Origin of the sequence: Streptomyces sp. G7(2002), assembly GCF_028870195.1 — a bacterium.
GTDB lineage: Bacteria > Actinomycetota > Actinomycetes > Streptomycetales > Streptomycetaceae > Streptomyces > Streptomyces nigrescens.
The window spans coordinates 819281-835280 of sequence record NZ_CP102609.1 but is presented as its reverse complement, the minus strand read 5'-3'; the positions used below and the strand labels follow the sequence as shown (position 1 = coordinate 835280).

The following is a 16000-nucleotide window of genomic DNA, read 5'->3' as shown; positions in this document are numbered from 1 at the left end:
GCACCCCCACCTGACGAAGCCGGAATGATGGAGAGCTGACCAATGGCCACGTCCGCGGATCAGATCGTCGAAGCCCTCCGGGCCTCGCTGCGGGAGAACGACCGGCTGCGCAAACAGAATCAGCAGCTGGTCGACGCCGCCGGTGAACCCCTCGCCATCGTCGCCATGAGCTGCCGCTTCCCGGGCGGTGTGCAGACACCCGAGGAGTACTGGCAGCTGCTCGCCGGAGGCGTCGACGCGCTGTCGGAATTCCCCGCCGACCGCGGGTGGGACCTGAGCGCACTCGATGTGGCCACCACCCGCGGCGGCTTCGTCCACACCGCCGACGCCTTCGATCCACAGTTCTTCGGCATGAGCCCGCGCGAGGCGCTGGCCACCGACCCGCAGCAGCGGCTCCTCCTGGAGGTGTCCTGGGAGGCATTGGAGCGGGCGGGCATCGACCCGATGACGCTGCGCGGCAGCAGGACAGCCGTCTTCGCGGGCTGCAGCAATCAGGAGTACGGCGCCGGGCTGCGTGACAACGTCCCCGAGGGTGTCGCAGGGCACCTCCTCACCGGCACCACGGGAAGCGTCGTCTCGGGCCGGGTCGCCTACGCCCTCGGCCTCGAAGGTCCCGCCGTCACCGTCGACACCGCCTGCTCCTCCTCGCTGGTCACTCTGCACCTCGCCGCACAGTCCCTCCGGGCGGGCGAATGCGACCTCGCCCTTGCGGGCGGGGTCGCGATCATGTCCACCCCCGCCGCCTTCGTCGAGTTCGACCGGCAGGGCGGACTCGCCGGCGACGGCCGGTGCAAACCGTTCTCCGACGACGCCGACGGCACCGGCTGGGGCGAGGGCGCCGGGATGCTGCTCGTCGAACGGCTCTCCGACGCCCGCCGCAACGGCCACCCCGTGCTCGCTCTGCTCCGCGGCAGCGCCCTCAACCAGGACGGTGCCTCCAACGGCCTCACCGCCCCCAACGGCCCCGCCCAGCAACGGGTGATCCGCTCCGCGCTCACCGGCGCCGGGCTGACCTCCGCCGACGTGGACGCCGTCGAGGCACATGGAACCGGTACGACGCTGGGTGACCCGATCGAGGCACAGGCGCTGCTCGCCACCTACGGCCAGGACCGGTCGGCCGAACGGCCGTTGTGGCTGGGGTCGGTGAAGTCCAACATCGGGCACACCCAGGCGGCCGCGGGGGTGGCCGGTGTGATCAAGATGGTGCTGGCCCTCAGGCACGGTGTCCTGCCGCAGAGCCTGCACACCGCCCGGCCCTCCACCCACGTGGACTGGTCGGCGGGCCACGTCCGGCTGCTGACCGAGCCCGTGACCTGGCCGGACGCTTCCCGGCCGCGCCGCGCCGCCGTCTCGTCCTTCAGCATCAGCGGCACCAACGCGCACACCATCCTGGAACAGGCTCCGCAGGACCCGGCTCCCTCCCCGGACGACCGGGAACCGGCAGCTGAGGGCCGTGAACAGGCCGCGGAGGGCGGGGAACAGGCCGCGGAGGGCGGGAAGCAGGCCGCAGAGCGTCGGGAACAGGCCGTCGAAACAGCCCCGCACCCCACCGCGGCGGCTGGCCCTCCGCACATCCCGTGGGTGCTCTCCGCCCGCAGCGCGGAGGCCCTGCGCGCACAAGCCGGCCGTCTGCTGACGCACCTGGAAGCCCACCCCGACGCGGACCCGCAGGATCTGGCCTACTCGCTCGCCACCTCCCGGTCCGCCTTCGAACACCGTGCGGTGCTGCTCGGCACCGGCCCGGCCGAACTGCACGGCAAGCTGACCGCACTCGCCGAGGAGGGACCCGACGCCGCAGGCGCGGTCACCGGCTCCCCCCTCCGCGGAAAGACCGCGTTCCTGTTCACCGGGCAGGGCGCCCAGCGCCCCGGCATGGGCCGCGAGCTGTACGACACCTTCCCCGCCTTCGCCGAGGCCTTCGACGCCGCCTGTGAACACCTCGACCCGGAGCTCGAACGTCCGCTGCGCGCCCTCGCCTTCGGCGACCACGCGGCCCTGCTGGACCGGACCGGGTACACCCAGCCCGCGCTCTTCGCCTTCGAAGTGGCCCTCTTCCGGCTGCTGACCTCGTGGGGCATCGAGCCCGACATCGTGATGGGCCACTCGATCGGCGAACTGGCCGCCGCGCACTGCGCCGGTGTGCTGTCCCTTCCGGACGCCTGCCGGCTGGTGGCGGCCCGCGGCCGGCTGATGCAGGCACTCCCGCCCGGCGGAGCCATGGCCTCCCTCCAGGCAACCGAAGCCGAGGTGCTGCCGCTGCTGACGGACACCGCGGACCGGGTGAGCATCGCCGCGGTCAACGGCCCCGAGGCCACCGTCATCGCCGGCGACGAAGCCACCGTGGACACCCTCGCCGGCCACTTCAGGGACCTGGGACGCAAGGTGTCCCGACTGCGGGTCAGCCACGCCTTCCACTCGCCCCTCATGGACCCGATGCTGGAGGACCTGCGCGCCACCGCCCGCGACCTCACCTACCGGCAGCCGCAGATCCCCGTCGTCTCCAATGTCACCGGCCGCCTCGCCACCCCCGACGAACTCTGCCGCCCTGACTACTGGGTGGACCACGCCCGCCAGAGCGTCCGCTTCGCGGACGGCGTACGCGCCCTCGCCGAGCGCAACGTCACCCGGCTCGTCGAGCTCGGCCCCGACGCCACCCTGACCGCGCTGGCCGCGGCCTGCCTTCCCGACGGCGACCGACTGCTGACCCCCCTCCTCCGCAAGGACACCCCCGAGGCCGTAAGCCTGCTCACCGCGATCGGCAGACTCCACCTCTCCGGCGCCCCCCTCGACTGGGCCGCCCTGCTGCCCGGCGCGCGCCGCGTCGACCTCCCCACGTACGCGTTCCAGCGCACCCGCTACTGGCTCAACGCCACACCTCCCGACGACGCCCCCGGCAGCCGGCCGGCCGACTCCGCGTTCTGGACCGCCGTCGAGCAGCAGAACGTGCCGGAACTCGCCGACAGCCTCAGCCTCGACAGCTCCCTCCTCGAACCGGTCGTCCCCGCACTCGCCGCCTTCCACCGCGACCAGCAGCAGCACTCCACCGCCGAGACTTGGCGGTACGCGGAGCACTGGGAGCCGGTTGAGCCCCATGCCACCACGACCGCACCGGCCCACTGGCTGCTCGTCGTCCCCGCCGAGGGGCCGGAGGACCACCAGCCCCTCGTCGACGCCCTCACGACCGCACTCGCCGGACACGGCTCGACCGTCACCACCCTGAGCCTGCCGCCGGACGCCGACCACCTCGCGCAACGGATCGAGGAGGCACGCGACCGGGACCGCGACCCGGACGAGATCAACGTCCTCTCCCTCCTCGGCCTGGGCACCGCACGCGACCCCCACCACCCCGAGGCCCCCGCCGCCCTCATCCTGACCGGTGCGCTCATCCAGGCACTGCTCCGCGCCGACGCCCCCGTACGACTGTGGAGCGCGACCCGCGGCGCCGTCAGCATCGGCCGCTCCGACCGGCTCAGCGCCCCCGGTCAGGCCACTCTCTGGGGCCTCGGCCGCAGCGCAGCCATCGAACACCCCGACCACTGGACCGGCCTGATCGACCTGCCGGAACGGCTCGACGCACGTGCCCTGGACCGACTGTGCGCCGTGCTCCACAGCCCCGGCCACGACACCGGGAACGGCAAGGAGTTCGCCCTCCGCGCCTCCGGCCTCTTCGCCCGCAGACTGGTTCGGGCCCCCCGCCCCGAGCAGCCCGGCGGATCGACCGGCTGGGCCCCGGCCGGCACCACACTGATCACCGGAGGCACCGGCACCATCGGCTCCGCCCTCGCCCGCCGGCTGGCCCGCGAAGGCGCCGCACATCTGCTGCTCATCAGCAGGCGGGGCGCCGACGCCCCGGGCGCCCAGGACCTCGTCGCCGAACTTGCCACATACGGCGCCCGCTCCACCCTCGCCGCCTGCGACCCCGCAGACCGCGACGCACTGGAGCGGCTCCTCGCCTCCCTCCCCGACGACCAGCCCCTGACCAGCGTCTTCCACACCGCCGGCGTCCTCGACGACGGCACCCTCGCCACCATGGACGCCGAGCGGTTCGCCACCGTCCTGCGCCCCAAGACCGAGGCCGCCACCAACCTCCACGACCTGACTCGCGCCCACGACCTCACCGCGTTCGTCCTCTTCTCCTCCGTCGCGGGCACCCTCGGCGCGGCCGGACAGGCCAACTACGCGGCGGCCAACGCCGGCCTGGACGCCCTCGCCCAGCACCGGCGCGCCCACGGCCTGCCCGCGACCAGCATCGCCTGGGGCCCCTGGGCACACGAAGGCATGGCCGCCGACCCCACCCTGCGCGCGAAGCTCGGCCGCGCGGGCCTGCCGCCCATGGAGCCGGAAACCGCACTGGTCGCGCTGCACCAGGCACTCGGCCACGGCGAGACACACGTCGTCATCGCCGACATCGACTGGGACACCTTCCCCGCAGGCCGCAACGCGCTCTTCGGCAAACTGCCCGAAGCCGCCGCCCGGAACTCCGGCCAGGACACCGTGGCCGAAGGCGTCCGCAGCCTCCTCGCCACCCTGCGCACCCCCGCCGAACAGGAACAACACCTGCTCCGCCTGGTACGCCGGACCACCGCCACCGTGCTGGGATACCCGGCCTCCGAATCCGTCGGGACAACCCGCACTTTCCAGGAACTCGGCACCGACTCCCTCACCGCGGTCGAACTCCGCAACACCCTCTCCGCGGCCGTCTCGCTGCCCCTGTCCCCGACGCTCGTCTTCGACCATCCGACGCCGCTGGCACTGGCGCGTCATCTGCGCACCGAAATCCTGGGAGACCTCGGGGAGCAGCACACCGCCGCACCCGCGCACCCCGTAATGGCGGACGGGGAACCGATCGCCATCGTGGGCATGGCCTGCCGCTACCCCGGGGACGTACGGTCACCGGAGGACCTCTGGAAGCTGATCGCCGACGGCGGCGACGCCATCACGCCCTTCCCCGAGGACCGCGGCTGGAACCTCGACGCCGTCTACGACCCCGACTCCGGCTGTCCGGGCACCAGTTATGTGCGCGAGGGCGGATTCGTCCGCAGCGCCGGCGACTTCGACCCCGGCTTCTTCGGGATTTCGCCACGCGAGGCATTGGCCATGGACCCCCAGCAGCGGATGCTGCTGGAGATCTCCTGGGAAGCCGTGGAACGGGCCGGCCTCGCCCCGCTGTCGCTACGGGGCAGCCGCAGCGGACTCTTCGTGGGCTGCGGCTACCAGGGATACGGGTCGGGTGCCGGCGATATGCCCGACGACCTCCAGGGCCATCTGCTCACCGGAAGCTCCGGCGCGGTGGTGTCGGGCCGGGTGGCGTATGCGCTGGGCCTGGAGGGACCCGCCGTGACCGTGGACACGGCATGTTCGTCGTCGCTGGTCGCCCTGCATCTGGCGGTGCAGTCCTTGCGCACGGGCGACTGCGACCTCGCCCTCGCCGGCGGAGTGACCGTGATGTCCACACCGGGTGCGTTCATCGAGTTCAGCAGGCAGCGGGGCCTTGCCGCGGACGCCCGCTGCAAGGCGTTCGCGGAGACCGCGGACGGCACCGTCTGGGGCGAGGGCGCCGGCATCGTGCTGGTGGAGCGCCTCTCGGACGCCCGGCGCAACGGCCACCGGGTGCTGGCCGTCATACGCGGCAGCGCCATGAACCAGGACGGTGCGTCGAACGGCCTGACGGCACCGAACGGCCCCTCCCAGCAGCGGGTGATCCGGCAGGCACTGGCCGGCGCGGGGCTGTCGGCGTCGGACGTGGATGCGGTCGAGGGCCATGGGACGGGCACCACGCTGGGCGATCCGATCGAGGCACAGGCACTCCTGGCCACCTACGGCCAGGACCGTGAGCCGGACCGGCCGCTCTGGCTGGGTTCGGTGAAGTCGAACATCGGGCACACCCAGGTGGCAGCGGGTGTCGCGGGCGTCATCAAAATGGTGGAGGCCTTCCGGCACGGAGTCCTGCCACGGACGTTGCACGTGGACGAGCCGTCCTCCCACGTGGACTGGTCGGCGGGCCACGTCCGGCTGCTGACCGATGACGTGCGGTGGCCGGAGGGAGCCCGGCCCCGTCGGGCAGGTGTGTCGTCATTCGGCCTGAGCGGCACCAACGCACATGTCATCCTCGAACAGCCCCCTGCGGACGAACCGCAGGTCGCCATATCCCGGACACCCGCACCCGCACCGTCCCTTGTGCCCTGGGTGCTGTCCGGACGCAGCGAGGCGGCCCTGAGGGCGCAGGCCGCGCGCCTGTCGGAGCATCTGACGGACCGGCCCGAACTGGACCCGCGGGACGTAGGACTGTCGCTCGCCACGACCCGGTCGCCGTTCGAACACCGGGCCGTCGTGCTCGGCGAGGACAGGGAAACGCTGCTCGACCGCTTGAACGCGCTCGGCCGCGGCGAGCCGCAGGGGAAGGTCGTCGAAGGCCTGGCCACCTCCGAAGGCAGCCTTGCCTTTCTGTTCACCGGACAGGGGGCGCAACGGGTGCAAATGGGCCGGGAGTTGTACGAGGAATTCCCGGTGTTCGCGGAGGCGTTCGATGCGGTGTGCGCGCACTTCGACGGTGAGCTGGCATCGCCCCTGCGGAGTGTGGTGTTCGCCACCGACGGAGACTCGGAGTCAGACGCGGAGCCAGACGTGAAGTCGGACCTGGGGTCAGACGCGGAGGCAGACCTGGAGTCAGACTCGGAGTCAGACGCGGAGGCGCTGCATCGGACGGAGTTCACTCAGCCGGCGTTGTTCGCCGTTGAGGTGGCGCTGTTCCGGCTGGTGGAGTCCTTCGGAGTCCGTCCCGACTACCTGGTGGGCCACTCCATCGGCGAGTTGGCTGCTGCCCATGTGGCGGGCGTCCTGTCGCTGGCGGACGCCTGCCGTCTGGTGGCGGCGCGCGGTCGGTTGATGCAGGCGCTGCCGGCGGGTGGGGCGATGGTGTCTGTCCAGGCCACCGAGGCCGAGGTGCTGCCGCTGCTGGAGGGCCGTGAGCAGCGGGTGAGTATTGCCGCGGTGAACGGTCCGCAGGCAGTGGTGGTCTCGGGCGAGGAGTCCGTGGTCGCGGACATCGCCGGGCATTTCGAGTCCGAGGGCCGGAAGGTGAAGCGGCTCCAGGTCAGCCATGCCTTCCACTCTCCGCTGATGGAGCCGATGCTCGCGGAATTCCGGACCATCGCGGAGAGCGTGGCGTACGAGGAGCCCCGTATCCCGGTGGTCTCGAACGTGACCGGTGAACTCGCCACGGCAGAGGAATTGACCTCCCCCGACTACTGGGTGCGGCATGTCCGCGGCGCCGTCCGCTTCGCTGACGGCATCCGGTGGCTTGAGCAGCACGAGGTCACGCGGTTCCTGGAGATCGGCCCGGACGGCACCCTGACCGCCATGGCGCAGGGATGCCTCGACGGTCACACGGACCACCTCCTCGTGCCCGCCCTCCGCAAGGACCGTCCGGAGGTGACGGCGCTCCTCACCGCCCTCGGCCACGCCTATGCCCGCGGAGTCACCGTCGACTGGGCCACCCTCTTCGCAGGCACCGGCGCCCGCCAAACAGACCTGCCCACCTACGCCTTCCAACACCAGCGCTACTGGCTCGGGCTGGCCCACACCAACGCCACGAACCTCGGTTCGGCGGGGTTGCAGGCGGCCGAACACCCCCTGCTCGCCGCCACCATGACGCTCGCCGACTCCCACTCCGTCGTCTTCACCGGACGGCTCTCCATGCAGGACCACCCGTGGCTGGCGGATCATGTCGTCGACGGCTCCCTCCTCGTGCCCGGAACGGCCTTCCTGGAACTCGCACTCCGCGCCGCCGACCAGGCCGGCTGCGACCACGTCGAGTCGTTGACCGTCGAAGCCCCCCTGGTGCTCCCGGCACACGAAGCCGTCCAGCTGCAAATGCGCATCCAGGAGCCGGACCTGCACGGCGCCCGCACACTGACCCTCCACTCCTGCCGCATCGGGAGCACGGGTGTCGCGGAGGAACCATGGGTCCGGCATGCCACCGGCGTGCTCGGAGCAGGCGATCACCGCGAGACCTTTGACTTTGCCGTGTGGCCCCCGGAAGGAGCCCGGCCCGTCCCGACGGACGGTCTCTACGAGGCCTTCGCCGACGCCGGGATCGCCTATGGTCCCGCCTTCCGCGGGCTGCGCGCCGTATGGCGGCGTGACGGTGACCTCTTCGCCACAGTGGAGATCCCGGAAGTGGCGGGGGCCTCGTCATTCGGGCTGCACCCCGCACTGCTGGACACCGTCCTCCATGCGCTGGCGCTCGAAGCGGACGAGACCGACGAACTCGGACAGCAGCCGCTCTCCTGGCAGAACGTGAAGCTGTATGCCTTGGGAGCCACCGTGCTCCGGGCACGTATGTCGACGAGTGCGGACGGTGGGGTGTCGCTCCAGATGGCGGATGCCGTAGGACAACCGGTGGCGGAGATTGCTTCCCTCACCCGGCAGCCGATGACGGCGGAGCTGTTCAGCCGCGCCCGGCAGGGCGGCACCCACTCCGACGCGCTGTACCGCGTCGACTGGACCCGGGCGCCCGAGACCGCCGCGGAAGCCGTCGACCTCGTCGATCTCCACGACCTCGTTGGTCTCCACGACCTCATCGATCTCCACGACCTTGGCTCTGCACCGGGCGATGGCCTGCCGTCGTTCGTCGCGCTGCGGCTCGACACCGCCACCGGTGAATCCGCCGCGACTCCGGCGGCCGCGCGGGCCGCGACGTACCGCGCCCTGGCCTGCATACAGCAATGGACGGAATCCGAGCACTGCTCCGCCGCCCGCCTCGTGGTGGTGACCCGGAACGCCGTCCCGGCGGAACTCCAGCACCCGGACCCCGCACAGGCCACGGTCTGGGGCCTCGTCCGCGCCGCACGCGTCGAGCACCCCGACCGCTTCGTGCTGGTGGATGTGGACGGCACGGAAGCCTCGCTGGCAGCGCTGCCGACTGCCCTTGCCACAGGGGAGCCCGAACTCGCCCTGAGGGAGGGCACGGCCTATCTGCCGAGGCTGAGCATGAACATCAGGCGGGACGAGCTGTCGATGCCGTGCCTGCCGCAGGACGGATGGTGCCTCGAAACCGCTGACGAGGGCACGCTGGAAAGCCTGCGCCTGGTGCGGCGACCCGAGGCAGTGGACGAGCTGGAGACCGGCCAGGTGCGCATCGCGGTGCGGGCGGCCGGGGTGAACTTCCGCGATGTGCTGAACGTCCTCGGAACGTACCCGGGTGACGCGGGGACATTGGGCCTGGAAGGCGCCGGCGTGGTGACCGAGGCCGGCCCCGGTGTCCTTGGACTGGCGCCGGGTGACCGGGTGATGGGGTTGTTCCCGTCCGCGTTCGGTCCGGTGGCGGTGGCTGATGAGCGGATGCTGGTACGGGTTCCGGAGGGCTGGTCGTTCGCGCAGGCGGCGTCGGTTCCGGTCGTGTTCCTCACGGCGTATTACGCGCTGGTGGAGCTGGGTGGGGTGCAGGCGGGCGAGTCGGTGCTGGTGCATGCCGCGGCGGGTGGCGTCGGCATGGCCGCGGTGCAGCTGGCGCGGCATCTGGGCGCGGAGGTGTTCGGTACGGCGAGTCCGGGGAAGTGGGAGACGCTTCGGTCTTCGGGTCTGGACGAGGCGCATATCGCCTCGTCCCGTGATCTGGACTTCGAGCGGTCCTTCCTGGCGACGACCGCCGGCCGGGGCGTGGATGTGGTGCTGGATTCCCTGGCGCGGGAGTTCGTGGACGCCTCGCTGCGGTTGTTGCCGCGGGGCGGGCGGTTCCTGGAGATGGGCAAGACCGACGTCCGTGACCCGGAGAGGGTGGCGGCGGAGCATGAGGGCGTGCGGTACCGGGCGTTCGATCTGTTTGAGGCCGGTCCCGAGCGGATCGGGGAGATGCTGACCGCACTTGTCGGCCTCTTCGAGGAGGGTGTGCTGGAGCCGTTGCCTGTGACGGCGTGGGATGTGCGCAAGGCTCCTGAGGCGTTCCGGTTCCTGAGTCAGGCCCGGCATGTGGGCAAGGTTGTGCTGACCATGCCGGTGCCCCTCGATCCGGAGGGGACGGTGCTGATCACGGGTGGAACGGGTGGTCTGGGTGCGCTGGTGGCTCGGCATCTGGTCGCCGAGCACGGCATACGCCATCTCCTGTTGGCGAGTCGTCGGGGCCCGCAGGCTCCGGGTGTGGACGCCCTGGTGGATGAGTTGACGTGTCTGGGCGCTGAGGTCGAGGTCGTGGCGTGCGATGTGTCCGACCGCGAGGCGCTGAGCGGTCTGCTGGATGCGATACCGAAGCATCACCCCCTCACCGCCGTCGTGCACACCGCGGGCGTACTCGACGACGGCACGCTGTCCTCGCTGACGCCCGCTCGCATGGACGCGGTGCTGGCACCGAAGGCGGATGCGCTGCTGCTCCTGGACGAGCTGACGCGTGAAGAGGACCTGGCGGAGTTCATGGTGTTCTCGTCGGTGGCGGGAACATTCGGCAGCGCGGGCCAGGGCAACTATGCGGCGGCAAACGCATTTGTGGATGCCCTGGTGCACCGGCGTACTGGGTCGGGCTTCCCCGCGAGGTCGTTGGCGTGGGGTGCCTGGGCTCCGGGCGCGGGAATGACGGGCGAGCTCAGCGAAGCCGATCTGCAGCGCATGGCACGCGGCGGCATCACCCCCTTCACCGAGGAGCGGGGCGTGGAGGCTTTCGACGCCGCCCGCCATACCGCAGTGCCCGTGGTCGTTCCGGTCCAGCTGAATCACACGATGTTGCGAGAGCAGCATGCCGCCGGAGTCCTTCCTCCGCTCATGCGAGGTCTCCTGGGGAGGAGTACGCGTCGTACGGCTGTCTCCTCATCGGTTGAGATGACGCCGGCGGACGCCCTGCGGTCGCGGCTCTCCCCCTTGTCCCAGGACGAGCGGCGAGCAGCGGTCCTGGAACTCGTACGGACTCAGGCGGCACTGGTCCTGGGACACCCCGGCCCCGAAGCGATCGAGCCCACCCGCGACTTCCGGGGACTCGGTGTCGACTCACTCACCGCCGTGGAGCTGCGCAACCATCTTCAGGCGGCCACCGGACTGGCGATGCCCGCCACTTTGGTCTTCGACTACCCCACTCCGCTGAGGGTGGCTCGCCACCTGGAAGGCGAGTTGTCGGGTGGGGACGAAACGGTTGACGCGGGTGTCATGGCTCCCACGACCGCAGACGCCGCCGATCCGGATGAGCCGGTCGTGATTGTGGCGATGGGTTGTCGGTTCCCGGGTGGTGTGGGGTCGCCGGAGGAGTTGTGGGGGTTGCTGGCTGAGGGTGGGGACGGTGTGGTGCCGTTCCCGGTGGATCGTGGTTGGGATGTCGAAGGGCTGTATGACCCGGAGCCGGGTCGTCCGGGGAAGGTTTCCACGCGTGAGGGTGGGTTCTTGCCGGGGGTGGATGAGTTCGATCCGGGGTTCTTCGGGATTTCGCCGCGTGAGGCGGTGGCGATGGATCCGCAGCAGCGGTTGCTGTTGGAGGTGTCGTGGGAGGCGTTCGAGCGGGCGGGGATTCTTCCGGGTTCGCTTCGGGGGTCGCGTACGGGGGTGTTTGCGGGGACCAATGGCCAGGATTACACGGGGTTGTTGGTGGCGTCGGGTGAGGAGGATTTGGGGGGTTATATCGGCACGGGCAATGCGGCGAGTGTGGTGTCGGGGCGGTTGTCGTATGTGTTCGGCCTTGAGGGGCCTGCGGTGACGGTGGATACGGCGTGTTCGGCGTCGTTGGTGGCGTTGCATTTGGCGGTTCAGTCGTTGCGTGCGGGTGAGTGTGATCTGGCGTTGGCGGGTGGTGTGACGGTGATGTCGACGCCGGGGTTGTTCGTGGATTTCAGTCGGCAGCGGGGGTTGGCTGCTGATGGTCGGTGCAAGGCGTTCTCGGATGCCGCGGATGGTGCGGGGTTCTCCGAGGGCGCGGGTGTGCTGGTGGTGGAGCGGTTGTCCGATGCGCGGCGGAATGGTCATCGGGTGTTGGCGGTCGTACGTGGCAGTGCGGTGAATCAGGATGGCGCGTCGAATGGTTTGACGGCGCCGAATGGTCCTTCGCAGCAGCGGGTGATCCGGCAGGCACTGGCGGGTGCGGGACTGTCTGCGTCGGATGTGGATGTGGTCGAGGCGCACGGTACGGGGACATCGTTGGGTGACCCGATCGAGGCGCAGGCGCTGATTGCGACGTACGGTCAGGGCCGGGGCGAGGACCGGCCGTTGTGGCTGGGTTCGGTGAAGTCGAACATCGGGCACACGCAGGCGGCCGCGGGTGTGGCCGGTGTGATCAAGATGGTGCTGGCGTTGCAGCACGGCGTCCTGCCGCGGACTCTGCACGTCGATGAGCCGTCGTCGCATGTGGAGTGGATGGCGGGGGCGGTGCGGCTGCTGACGGAGGCGGTGCAGTGGCCGGAGTCGGATCGGCCGCGACGAGCCGGTGTGTCCTCGTTCGGCATCAGCGGCACCAACGCCCACGCCATCATCGAAGAGGCGCCGGCAACCGACGACATGGCGGAGAGCGAGGAGTTGCTCAAACTGCCCGCAGTCCCTTGGGTCATCTCTGGGCGCGGCGAAGCGGGCTTGCAGGCCCAGGCGCAACGGCTCCTGCCGCACCTGGACGAGTTCCTGCTCGATCCTTCTGACGTGGGCTTCTCATTGGCAACGTCAAGAGAGATATTCGACCACCGCGCTGTGCTTCTCGTCGACGGTCACGAGACGGCCGTACAGGGGCTGACCGCACTCGCTGAGGGCCGAAAGGCCGCCGGTGTGGTGCGCGGTATCAAGCAACAGGGGCGGTCCGCATACCTGTTCACGGGGCAGGGGGCGCAGCGTTTGGGAATGGGCTGGGAGCTGTATGACACCTTCCCGGTTTTCGCGGACGCCTTTGATGAGGTATGCGCTTACTTTGACGCCGAGTTGGAGTCCTCTCTCCGGGGTGTCGTATTCGGTGATGATGCGGAGGCGCTGAGCCGGACCGCTTTCACCCAGCCTGCGTTGTTCGCCGTTGAGGTGGCGCTGTTCCGGCTGGTCGAGTCGTTCGGCGTTCGTCCCGACTACCTCATGGGTCATTCCATTGGTGAGTTGGTGGCTGCGCATGTGGCGGGTGTCCTGTCGCTGGAGGATGCGTGCCGGCTGGTGGCGGCCCGTGGCCGTTTGATGCAGGCCCTCCCGGCCGGCGGTGCCATGGTCTCCCTCCAAGCCACCGAGGACGAGGTACTTCCGCTGCTGGAAGGTCATGAGCAGCAGGTGAGTATCGCCGCCGTGAACGGTCCGCAGGCGGTCGTGGTCTCCGGTGAGGAATCCGCCGTGGTGGAGATCGCGGGGCATTTCGAGTCCGAGGGCCGGAAGGTGAAGCGGCTCCAGGTCAGCCATGCCTTCCACTCGTCGCTGATGGAGCCGATGCTGGACGGGTTCCGGGCGGTTGCGGAGAGCGTGGTGTACGCGGAGCCGCGTATCCCGGTGGTCTCGAATGTGACCGGTGAGTTCGCTGCGGCGGAGGAGCTGACGTCTCCTGACTACTGGGTGCGGCATGTCCGTGAGGCCGTCCGTTTCGACGACGGTGTTCGGTGGTTGGAGGAGCACGGGGTGACCCGGTTCCTGGAGATCGGGCCGGACGGCACTCTGACTGCCATGGCGCAGGCATGCACAGGCAGTGCGGACCTGCTGCTGTTGCCCGCGTTGCGCAAGGACCGGCTGGAGTCGGAAGCCCTTGTGGCCGCGGTCAGTGGCATGTTCGTCAACGGTGCGGATGTGCAGTGGCATGCGCTCTTCCCGGGGGCACGGCAGGTCGATCTGCCCACGTACGCGTTCCAGCGTGAGCGCTTTTGGCCGAGCGACCCGGGGACCGAGGTTGGGGACGTCGCGACCCAGCCTGCGGACGACGGGACCGCGTGGTTCTGGGAGGCCGTAGAGCGCGAAGATCCGGACGCCCTGGCCGGGGAACTGGCGATCCCCGGGGATGCCTCGTGGGATGAGGCCCTGAGCGCGCTGTCCTCGTGGCGTCGGCAGCAGCGTGAGCGGTCGGCGGTGGACGGCTGGCGCTATCGGGTGCAGTGGAAGCCGGTCGGTGTGGGAGCCGGGGAGAAGCTGTCCGGGCGTTGGTTGGTGGTAGTGCCCGAGGGCGTGGCGGACTCGGACTGGGCCTCTTCGGTGGTGGAGGGGCTGGCGGCGAGTGGTGTGCGGGTTGAGCGGGTGGGCTGCGGCCCGGATGTGGACCGGGTTGCGCTGGCCGAGCGGTTTGCGGGGTTCGAGGGTGACGCAGTCGCGGGCGTGATGGTGCTGCCGGGCGGCGTGGAGGGTCAATCCTCTGGTGGTGGGGTGCCGGTGGGTGTGGTGCGCACTGCGGTGGTGGTGCAGGCGTTGGCGGATGCCGGTGTGGGCGGGCGTGTGTGGGTGGTGACGCGGGGGGCTGTCGCGATCGACCAGTTGGATGGTGGGCCGGATCCTGCGGGTGCGGCGGTGTGGGGTTTGGGTCGGGTGGCGGCTTTGGAGTTGCCGGATCGTTGGGGTGGTCTGGTGGACCTTCCGGAGGCCGTGGACCGTGGGGTGGTTGATCGGCTCGTGGGTGTTCTGGCCGATGGCTCTGAGGATCAGGTGGCGGTGCGGGCGTCGGGTGTGTTCGGGCGCCGGCTGGTGCATGCTCCGTCTCCCGCTGGGGACGGCACCGCCGACGGTTGGCGGCCGCGGGGGACGGTGTTGATCACGGGCGGTACGGGTGCGTTGGGTGCCCGTGTGGCGCGCTGGGCGGCTGAACGCGGTGCCGAGCATCTCGTCTTGACCAGCCGTCGTGGTCGCGAGGCTCCGGGTGCGTCGGAGTTGGCGTCGGAGCTGTCCGCCCTCGGGGTTCGGGTGACGGTGGCGGCCTGCGATGTCTCGGACCGGGATGCGGTCGAGAAGTTGTTGTCGGGGTGTGCGGTGGATGCGGTCGTTCATGCGGCGGGTGTGGTGCATTCGGTTCCGTTGGGTGAGGCGGATGCGGGCCATTTTGGTGAGGTGATGGGGGCGAAGGTTGCCGGTGCCGTGGTGCTGGACGAGGCCCTGGGCGATCGGGAGTTGGATGCGTTTGTGGTGTTTTCGTCGATTGCCGGTGTGTGGGGGAGTGGTGGTCAGGGGGCGTACGCGGCGGGGAATGCCTTCGTCGAGGGGTTGGTGGAGGCGCGTCGTGCGCGGGGTGTGGAGGGTTGTTCCGTGGCGTGGGGCCCATGGGCAGGCGGCGGCATGGCCGGCACAGAGGGCGCGGAGGAGCACCTGCTGCGCCGTGGCCTGAAGGCGCTGGATCCGGCGTTGGCAGTTGCGGCGTTGGAGTCGGCAGTTGGCACGGGTGAGGGTTCGGTGGTGCTGGCGGATGTGGAGTGGGAGCGCTTCGCTCCCGCGTTCACCAGCGCCCGTCCGAGCCCGCTGCTGGAGGACCTGCCGGAGGTCGCTGACGCGGTAGGTAGCACGCACCAAGGGGCAATAGGTGACACGTCCCGAGAGAAGGCCCAGGACGCGGGTCAGTCCTTCCTCGGCAGGGTCGAGGGCCTTTCCGGGGTGGAGCGCGCGCAAGCCGTACTCGACCTCGTACGCAGCCACACAGCTGCCGTTCTCGGGTTCCGCGATATGAAGGCCGTGGAGCCTGTCAGGGCATTCCAGGACCTGGGCTTCGACTCGCTCACGGCGGTCGAGCTGCGGAACGGGCTGAACGCCGACACCGGAATGCAGCTCCCCGCCACCCTGGTCTTCGACTACCCCACGCCACAGCTTCTCGCGGAGCATGTGCACGAGGCCTTGTTCGGTGCCGCGGACGTCGAGCCGGAGGCCGCCGTACTCGCTGACCTGGACCGTCTCGCCGGCGCGATTTCAGGATTTTCCCCAGAGAACGCCGCCAGGGGGCTCGTCGAGGCCCGTCTTCGGAGCATCCTGTCTGAGCTGGGCGGGGTGGCCGAGAGCGAGGCGAAGTCCGCCGTGTCCCAGCAGCTGGATGCGGCCTCGGACGACGAGATCTTCGATTTCATCAATCAGGAGCTCGGCCGTTCCTGAACGCCGCAGGTGAACCGTTCCGGTC

The 16000-nt window shown here is 70.2% G+C and carries 1 protein-coding gene; it reads left to right on the top strand.

Annotation, left to right across the window (positions count from 1 at the left end; genetic code table 11):
• Positions 1–42 precede the first annotated feature (42 nt).
• A complete protein-coding gene (locus NUT86_RS03380) occupies positions 43–15975 on the top strand; it encodes a type I polyketide synthase (RefSeq protein WP_274733297.1) in 15933 nt (5310 codons plus the stop codon).
• The last annotated feature ends 25 nt before the right edge of the window (positions 15976–16000 follow it).

Coding starts and splice junctions, on each gene's coding strand:
- NUT86_RS03380 (WP_274733297.1), top strand. CDS start 43: ATGGCCACGTCCGCGGATCAGATCGTCGAAGCCCTCCGGGCCTCGCTG.